The 6,490-nt window shown below is 39.7% G+C and carries 6 protein-coding genes; all 6 read left to right on the forward strand.

The window, feature by feature from the left end; translation table 11 throughout:
* Positions 1-447 precede the first annotated feature (447 nt).
* From rpmH to A3756_RS08970, 6 genes are read left to right on the forward strand one after another with little or no spacing between them, the layout of a single operon-like run.
* The gene (gene rpmH / locus A3756_RS25970) at positions 448-582 is read left to right on the forward strand and encodes a 50S ribosomal protein L34 (RefSeq protein WP_082865166.1); all 135 of its coding nucleotides are present in this window, start codon (positions 448-450) and stop codon (positions 580-582) included.
* A gap of 3 nt (positions 583-585) precedes the next feature.
* Entirely contained in the window at positions 586-987 is a 402-nt protein-coding gene (gene rnpA, locus A3756_RS08955) for a ribonuclease P protein component (RefSeq protein ID WP_068553363.1), read from the forward strand.
* A gap of 52 nt (positions 988-1,039) precedes the next feature.
* Entirely contained in the window at positions 1,040-1,294 is a 255-nt protein-coding gene (gene yidD / locus A3756_RS25975; RefSeq protein ID WP_082865167.1) for a membrane protein insertion efficiency factor YidD, read from the forward strand.
* A gap of 37 nt (positions 1,295-1,331) precedes the next feature.
* Positions 1,332-3,011 carry a membrane protein insertase YidC gene (gene yidC / locus A3756_RS08960; RefSeq protein ID WP_068507314.1) on the forward strand — a complete coding sequence of 560 codons (1,680 nt, stop codon included), beginning with the start codon at positions 1,332-1,334 and terminating at the stop codon, positions 3,009-3,011.
* Positions 3,012-3,028: 17 nt separating this feature from the next.
* The gene (mnmE, locus tag A3756_RS08965; protein ID WP_068507313.1) at positions 3,029-4,405 is read left to right on the forward strand and encodes a tRNA uridine-5-carboxymethylaminomethyl(34) synthesis GTPase MnmE; all 1,377 of its coding nucleotides are present in this window, start codon (positions 3,029-3,031) and stop codon (positions 4,403-4,405) included.
* A 60-nt stretch (positions 4,406-4,465) separates the two neighbouring features.
* The gene (locus A3756_RS08970) at positions 4,466-6,337 is read left to right on the forward strand and encodes an MFS transporter (RefSeq protein WP_068553364.1); all 1,872 of its coding nucleotides are present in this window, start codon (positions 4,466-4,468) and stop codon (positions 6,335-6,337) included.
* Positions 6,338-6,490 lie beyond the last annotated feature (153 nt).

Raw genomic sequence — 6,490 nt, forward strand, 5'->3', positions numbered from 1 at the left:
ATATATATTTCAAATAATTAATAACTTTACACACAAGCTTGTGCACAATTTTACAGCTAATTTTTTTAGTGCTCGATTATTGCAAAAAGTAGTAGAAATAAATTGTGGATAAACCCAAGGATAAAAATGTGTATAAATTAATCTCTGATTTATCCAAGTTTTATTCAATCGATAATCACGTCTTTTCCTAACTTTTCCCTTATACTTACTAAAGACTTAAATAAATGTTTTTAAAGGAATTTACTCTCTTATCAACAGAAATTGCTCCCCTTAATAGAACATAAGTATAAGAAGAGAATATATAAATAATATTATTTAAGGGATGGGAAAAGATAAGACCTAAGATAAACTTTAAATAAAAATTCGAATATGCATTGAATAATCTTGCCCAAACAATTACAATCTCGCTCCAATTTTTTTTCACCCTATTTATTGTGAGTACTGGAAATGAAAAGAACATTCCAACCTAGCGTACTTAAGCGTAAGCGTACACATGGCTTCAGAGCACGTATGGCAACTAAAAGTGGTCGTCAGATTTTGAACCGACGTCGTGCTAAAGGCCGTAAAGAACTAAGTGCATAAAACTTGTACTCCAGTTTTAAGTTTCCTAAATCAACTCGGCTACTAAAATCGAGTGATTATAGTGATGTTTTTGAGTCTGTTGATATACGAGTTTCCAGTAAACATTATTTGATGTTGACTAGAAACCTGAATAACTCAGATAGCAGACTCGGAATAATCGTTGCTAAAAAGAACGTAAAACTCGCTGTACAACGGAACCGAATTAAACGCTTATTACGAGAATCGTTTCGGACTAAGCGTAGTTCGCTTCCAAACCTTGATATTATTGTTCTTGCAAAGAAAGGTGCTGATTTATCTAGCAGCAAAGAATGCACTCAAGAACTAGACTATCTGTGGCGTAAGTTAGTTCGTAAAACATCTCAAAATAAGTCTGATAAGAAGACTAAGTCAGCTCGGACTTCGTAACTACTGACTGCTGAAAAGTGTTAGTAAGGACATAATTTTGCTGAGAACCATGATGAGAAAAGTTATCATTGGTCTAATTCGCGCTTATCAACTCTGTATTAGTCCTATACTCGGCCCTTCTTGTCGATATTATCCAACATGCTCTGAATATGCCCTCGAAGCTGTAAAAATTCACGGTATATTTAAAGGAAGCTTTCTTGCAGTACATCGTGTGTTAAGATGCCATCCGGGTTGTGAAGGTGGACACGACCCTGTACCGGAAAAGAAGACAAAATCCTCCTCAGATAAACAATCAAAACCTTTATAACTCTATCTTTATAAGATATTTACGGTAGTGAATTATTATGGATCTTAGACGTAGCATTATTTTTGTTGGCTTAGCAGTTGTATCATATATGTTGATACTTGCCTGGAATGAAGATTATGGTCAGCAAGCATCGCAAACCGCAGTTAAACAAGCCATTCCACAAGAGTCTATTGGTTTAAGTACTTCTGCAGAAAGTAGCGAAGATTCTGAATTTACTGTACCTGAGTCTGCTGCTGCAAGTATTGATAGCACAGCCCAAACAAAGAATTCCACCTCGCAACAATCGTCAAGCGTTCATATCAAAACAGATGTATTAGATTTATATCTTGATCTTAAAGGCGGTAATGTTATTTCGGCAAAAATGCCTCAGCATAAAGTTAGCTTAGGCTCAGAAGAAGCACTGGCGCTGTTGGAAAGTGGTAATGGTAGACATTACGTTGTTGAAAGTGGTCTATTTGGAAAAAATGGATATGATTCCTCTAAAAACGGCCCAGCTCCTATTTACTCATCATCATCTTCTTCATACGAGTTACAAGAAGGACAAGATAGCCTTTCAATAGACCTTAATTTTGAAAGTGATGATGGTGTATCAATTACTAAGCGTTATGAATTCAAGCGCAATGATTATCTGATTAATGTCAGCTATATCATTAATAACAAGACTAATGATAACTGGCAGGCAAACCTGTCTGGAAAGATTGTAAGAGATCGTTCCTCTGACCCATCGAGCCAAAATAGTATGGGTATGCAGTCATTTTTGGGAATGGCGCTTTCAAGCGCTGAAAAACCTTACGAGAAATATGACTTTGAAGACATGCTTGACTCCCCTATCAATGAACAAATTCATGGTGGTTGGGTTGCATTTATTCAGCATTACTTCCTAAGTGCCTGGATCCCAGATAATGGCGTTACTCATACTTATCAAACACGCGTGAAAGGCGGTCGATATTTGATGGGCTTTATTAGCCCTGCAATCGAAGTCGCTCCAGGAGAAACCAAGACGACATCTGCACAGTTATATATTGGTCCAAAGATTATGGAGCGTTTGGAAGCTATTGCACCAAACCTTGATTTAACCGTAGATTTTGGTTGGTTATTCTGGGTAGCAACGCCACTATTCCTATTGCTTGATTTCTTCTATGGCATTGTATTGAACTGGGGTTTTGCAATTATTCTGGTGACTGTTTGTGTTAAGGCTTTGTTCTTCAAGTTGTCGGCTGCAAGTTATCGTTCTATGGCGAATATGCGTCGGGTAGCACCTAAGCTACAAGCTTTAAAAGAACAGTATGGCGATGATCGTCAGAAGATGTCTCAAGGAATGATGGAGCTCTATAAGAAAGAGAAAATTAATCCTCTTGGTGGTTGTCTGCCTATTCTTGTTCAGATGCCTGTATTTATCGCTTTATACTGGGTTTTGATGGAGAGTGTTCAATTACGCCATGCTCCATTTATGTTCTGGATTCACGATCTATCGGTAATGGATCCTTACTTCATTCTGCCGATTCTGATGGGTGCAAGTATGGCTATCCAAATGCAGCTAAATCCATCTCCGCCTGATCCAATGCAAGCTAAGATCATGAAGATTATGCCTGTTGTAATGACTGTTTTCTTCTTATGGTTCCCTTCAGGGCTAGTTCTTTACTGGTTAGTAAACAATATTCTGTCGATTGCACAGCAGTGGGTAATTACCAGACAAATCGAAAAAGCTAACGCTTAATCTACCCTGTTCTTGATATGAGTGAATATTATCAAGACACTATTGCAGCTCTTGCTACGGCGGCAGGTCGTGGCGGAGTTGGAATTGTCAGGGTATCAGGCCCAAAAGCCTTAGATATCGCTAAACTGATGGTTCATTTTGAGCCTAAGAATCGATATGCACATTATTGCGATTTCTATGATCCAGATGGTTTACGTTTAGATCAGGGAATTGCCCTGTACTTTAAAGGTCCCCACTCCTTTACCGGTGAAGACGTCGTTGAGTTCCAAGCTCATGGTGGCCCGGTCATTCTGGATCTTTTGTTAAAAGCCATCGTTTCGAATGGTGCTCGCTTAGCAGAAGCGGGAGAATTTTCTCAACGCGCCTTTTTTAATGACAAGCTGGATCTGGTTCAGGCTGAAGCTATTTCTGACTTAATAAACAGTACTTCCGAGCAGGCTGCTCGTTCTGCTTTGCGTTCCCTACAAGGGGACTTTTCTCAGCAAGTTGATGCCATTGTATCCGGCTTGATTAAACTCCGAATGTACGTGGAAGCAGCAATTGATTTCCCTGAAGAAGAAGTTGATTTTCTTTCTGAGTCACATGTCCTGGAGCAAGTTGATACTCTGATTGATACCTTGAATGACTTAATCAATAATGCGAATCAAGGGGCACTACTAACTGAAGGAATGAGGGTGGTAATTGCCGGTCGTCCAAATGCAGGTAAGTCTAGTTTGCTGAATGCTTTAGCAGGACGCGATTCAGCTATTGTGACTGATATTGAAGGAACTACACGTGATGTGCTTAAAGAGCAGATCAATATTGATGGAATGCCTTTACATATTATTGATACGGCAGGGCTTCGAGAAAGTACTGATAAAGTTGAACAGATTGGTATTGATAGAGCTTGGCAGGAAATTGAACAAGCTGATCGAATTCTTTTAGTTGTTGATGCTTCATCTATTGAATCAAACTCTGACTCATTACCAGACACGCTATGGCCAGAGTTTTTGGAAAAGCTCGATAATCAGGACCATATAACAATTGTTCGAAACAAAGTGGATAAAACGTCAGAAGCCCCATCGACTGCTTCGCTTGGTGAATTCCCACTTATTTCTTTATCCGCTAAGCAAAAACAAGGCTTAAGCTTACTACAAGATCACCTTAAAGAGTGCGTTGGTTATAAGGCTAATAATGAAGGTACATTTACTGCACGCAGACGGCACCTAGATGCCTTAAATCGTGCTTTGGATGCTGTAAATCTTGGTCGAAGACAGCTAACAGAGCTCAATGCCGGCGAGTTATTAGCCGAAGAGCTGCGTATTGCCCAAGATAATCTAGGGGAAATTACCGGTAAGTTCAGGCCCGATGACCTTCTTGGTGAAATCTTCAGTAGTTTCTGTATTGGAAAGTAGCTAGCGACTGATCAGAGCTCTATACTGTTGGCTTGCTTAAACTAGTTACAGGAGACAAGGATGAGTCAATCGGCCTTATTGAAAAGCAAACGATTTGCCCCCTTTTTCGCTACCCAGTTTTTGGGGGCATTTAACGATAATATCTATAAAAATACCCTAATGCTGATCATCGCATTCAAGGCATCGGATGCCTTAGGTATGAATGCTGATACGGTTCTTAACCTGGCAGCAGGTCTATTTATTCTGCCCTTCTTCATCTTTTCTGCTATTGCTGGCCAAATTACCGATAAATATGAAAAATCAGGCCTAATTCGAAAAATTAAGTTTGCTGAAATTCTTATTATGTCAGTGGCAGCATTAGGCTTGTTGATGGAGTGGTATTCCCTGCTCCTGGTTTTACTATTTGTGATGGGAACGCAGTCAGCATTTTTTGGACCTGCAAAATATGCCATCATCCCTCAACACCTAAAGTCAGAAGAATTGGTCGGTGGCAATGCGCTGATAGGCATGGGCACTTTTGTTGCGATTCTTTTGGGTACTATTGGCGCTGGTATCATCATGCAATTAGATAGCTTTCTGATTGTGACAGCATGTGCCGTCGTGTTTTTTGCATTGCTCGGTTATCTTAGTAGCCGTTCAATACCTTTGGCCCCACCGAGCCAAGCTGATATAACAGTCTCATATAACCCTATTAAAACTACCCACTCTCTAATTGTCGAAGCAAGAAAGCACCGGCCGATATATTTAGCAATTGCGGCAATCTCCTGGTTTTGGTTTTTAGGTGCAGCTTATTTAACGCAATTCCCTAACTTCTCGAAAGAAGTCTTGTTGGGGGGCTCCTCACTCGTCACCTTACTATTGGCGGTATTTACCATTGGTGTTGCACTTGGCTCGATGCTTTGTGAAAAACTGTCTTCATCACAGGTTGAGTTGGGTATTGTACCGATTGGCGCGTTGGGATTAAGCCTATTTGGTGTAGATCTTTATAGCGCAATTCCTCATCAACCTGAAATTATCCACACTTGGCTTACATTCCTAAACGCTGAAGGTTCTTTTAGAGTGTTGATTGATCTGATCGGTATAGGTATCTCAGGAGGCATCTTTATCGTCCCACTTTATGCCTTTGTCCAGGAAAGAGCGGAACCGGCTTTTAGAGCGAGAACCATCGCTGTGATTAACATTATGAATGCCTTGTTTATGGTGGGAAGCGCTATCACAGGAATGATCTTACTGGGAATGCTAGGTCTTGAAATACCAGAATTCTTCCTGGTTTTATCCATAATGAATTTCGTTGTTTGCCTATACATATTTTATCAAGTAGATGAATTTGCGATTCGCTTTTGTATATGGATATTAGGTCATACCATGTACCGAGTCAGCCACGAAGGCTTGGATAATATTCCTCGCGAAGGTGCAGCAGTAGTGGTTTGTAATCACGTATCATATGTTGATGCGCTCATACTTGCCGGAGCGTGTAGACGCCCTATGCGCTTCGTGATGGATCATAATATTTTCAAAAACAAATTTTTAGCTTGGTTTTTCAGAGCGGTCAAAGCCATTCCAATCGCGCCTGCGCATCAGGATCAAGAAATTTATGATCAAGCTTTCGAGTCAATATCTGAAGCACTAAATAATGAAGAGATAATTTGTATTTTCCCGGAAGGTAAGCTGACAAGAACTGGCGATATCAACGAGTTTAAAACTGGCATTGAAATAATAATCGGGCGTGATCCTGTCCAAGTAGTGCCGATGGCCCTACAAGGCCTTTGGGGAAGTGTTTTTAGCCATAAAGATGGAGCTGCCTTTTCGAAAGGTCCTAAACGTTTCTGGTCTAAGGTAAGGGTAATTGCTGATAAACCACTTAATCCTGATCTAGTAAGCGCCGAATTGTTGCAATCGAAAGTTATGCACTTAAGAGGAAATGTTCAATAGAGCACTTATGCCAAGCTGTGGATAACTTTAGTCTCTAACTTATGGTTTAAGAGTTAAATTCAATATATCTTTATTTAACAAATACTTATAGTTTTTTGTTAAAGTTTAAAATTAATGTACCTGTGGATAAGTTGTTTGATAACTTCTTTATAA

Source organism: Oleiphilus sp. HI0086, from assembly GCF_001635225.1.

Bases quoted from the DNA above. Each gene is read 5' to 3' on its own strand.
- rpmH (WP_082865166.1), top strand. From the start codon at position 448: ATGAAAAGAACATTCCAACCTAGCGTACTTAAGCGTAAGCGTACACAT.
- yidD (WP_082865167.1), top strand. From the start codon at position 1,040: ATGAGAAAAGTTATCATTGGTCTAATTCGCGCTTATCAACTCTGTATT.
- yidC (WP_068507314.1), top strand. From the start codon at position 1,332: ATGGATCTTAGACGTAGCATTATTTTTGTTGGCTTAGCAGTTGTATCA.
- mnmE (WP_068507313.1), top strand. From the start codon at position 3,029: ATGAGTGAATATTATCAAGACACTATTGCAGCTCTTGCTACGGCGGCA.
- A3756_RS08970 (WP_068553364.1), top strand. From the start codon at position 4,466: ATGAGTCAATCGGCCTTATTGAAAAGCAAACGATTTGCCCCCTTTTTC.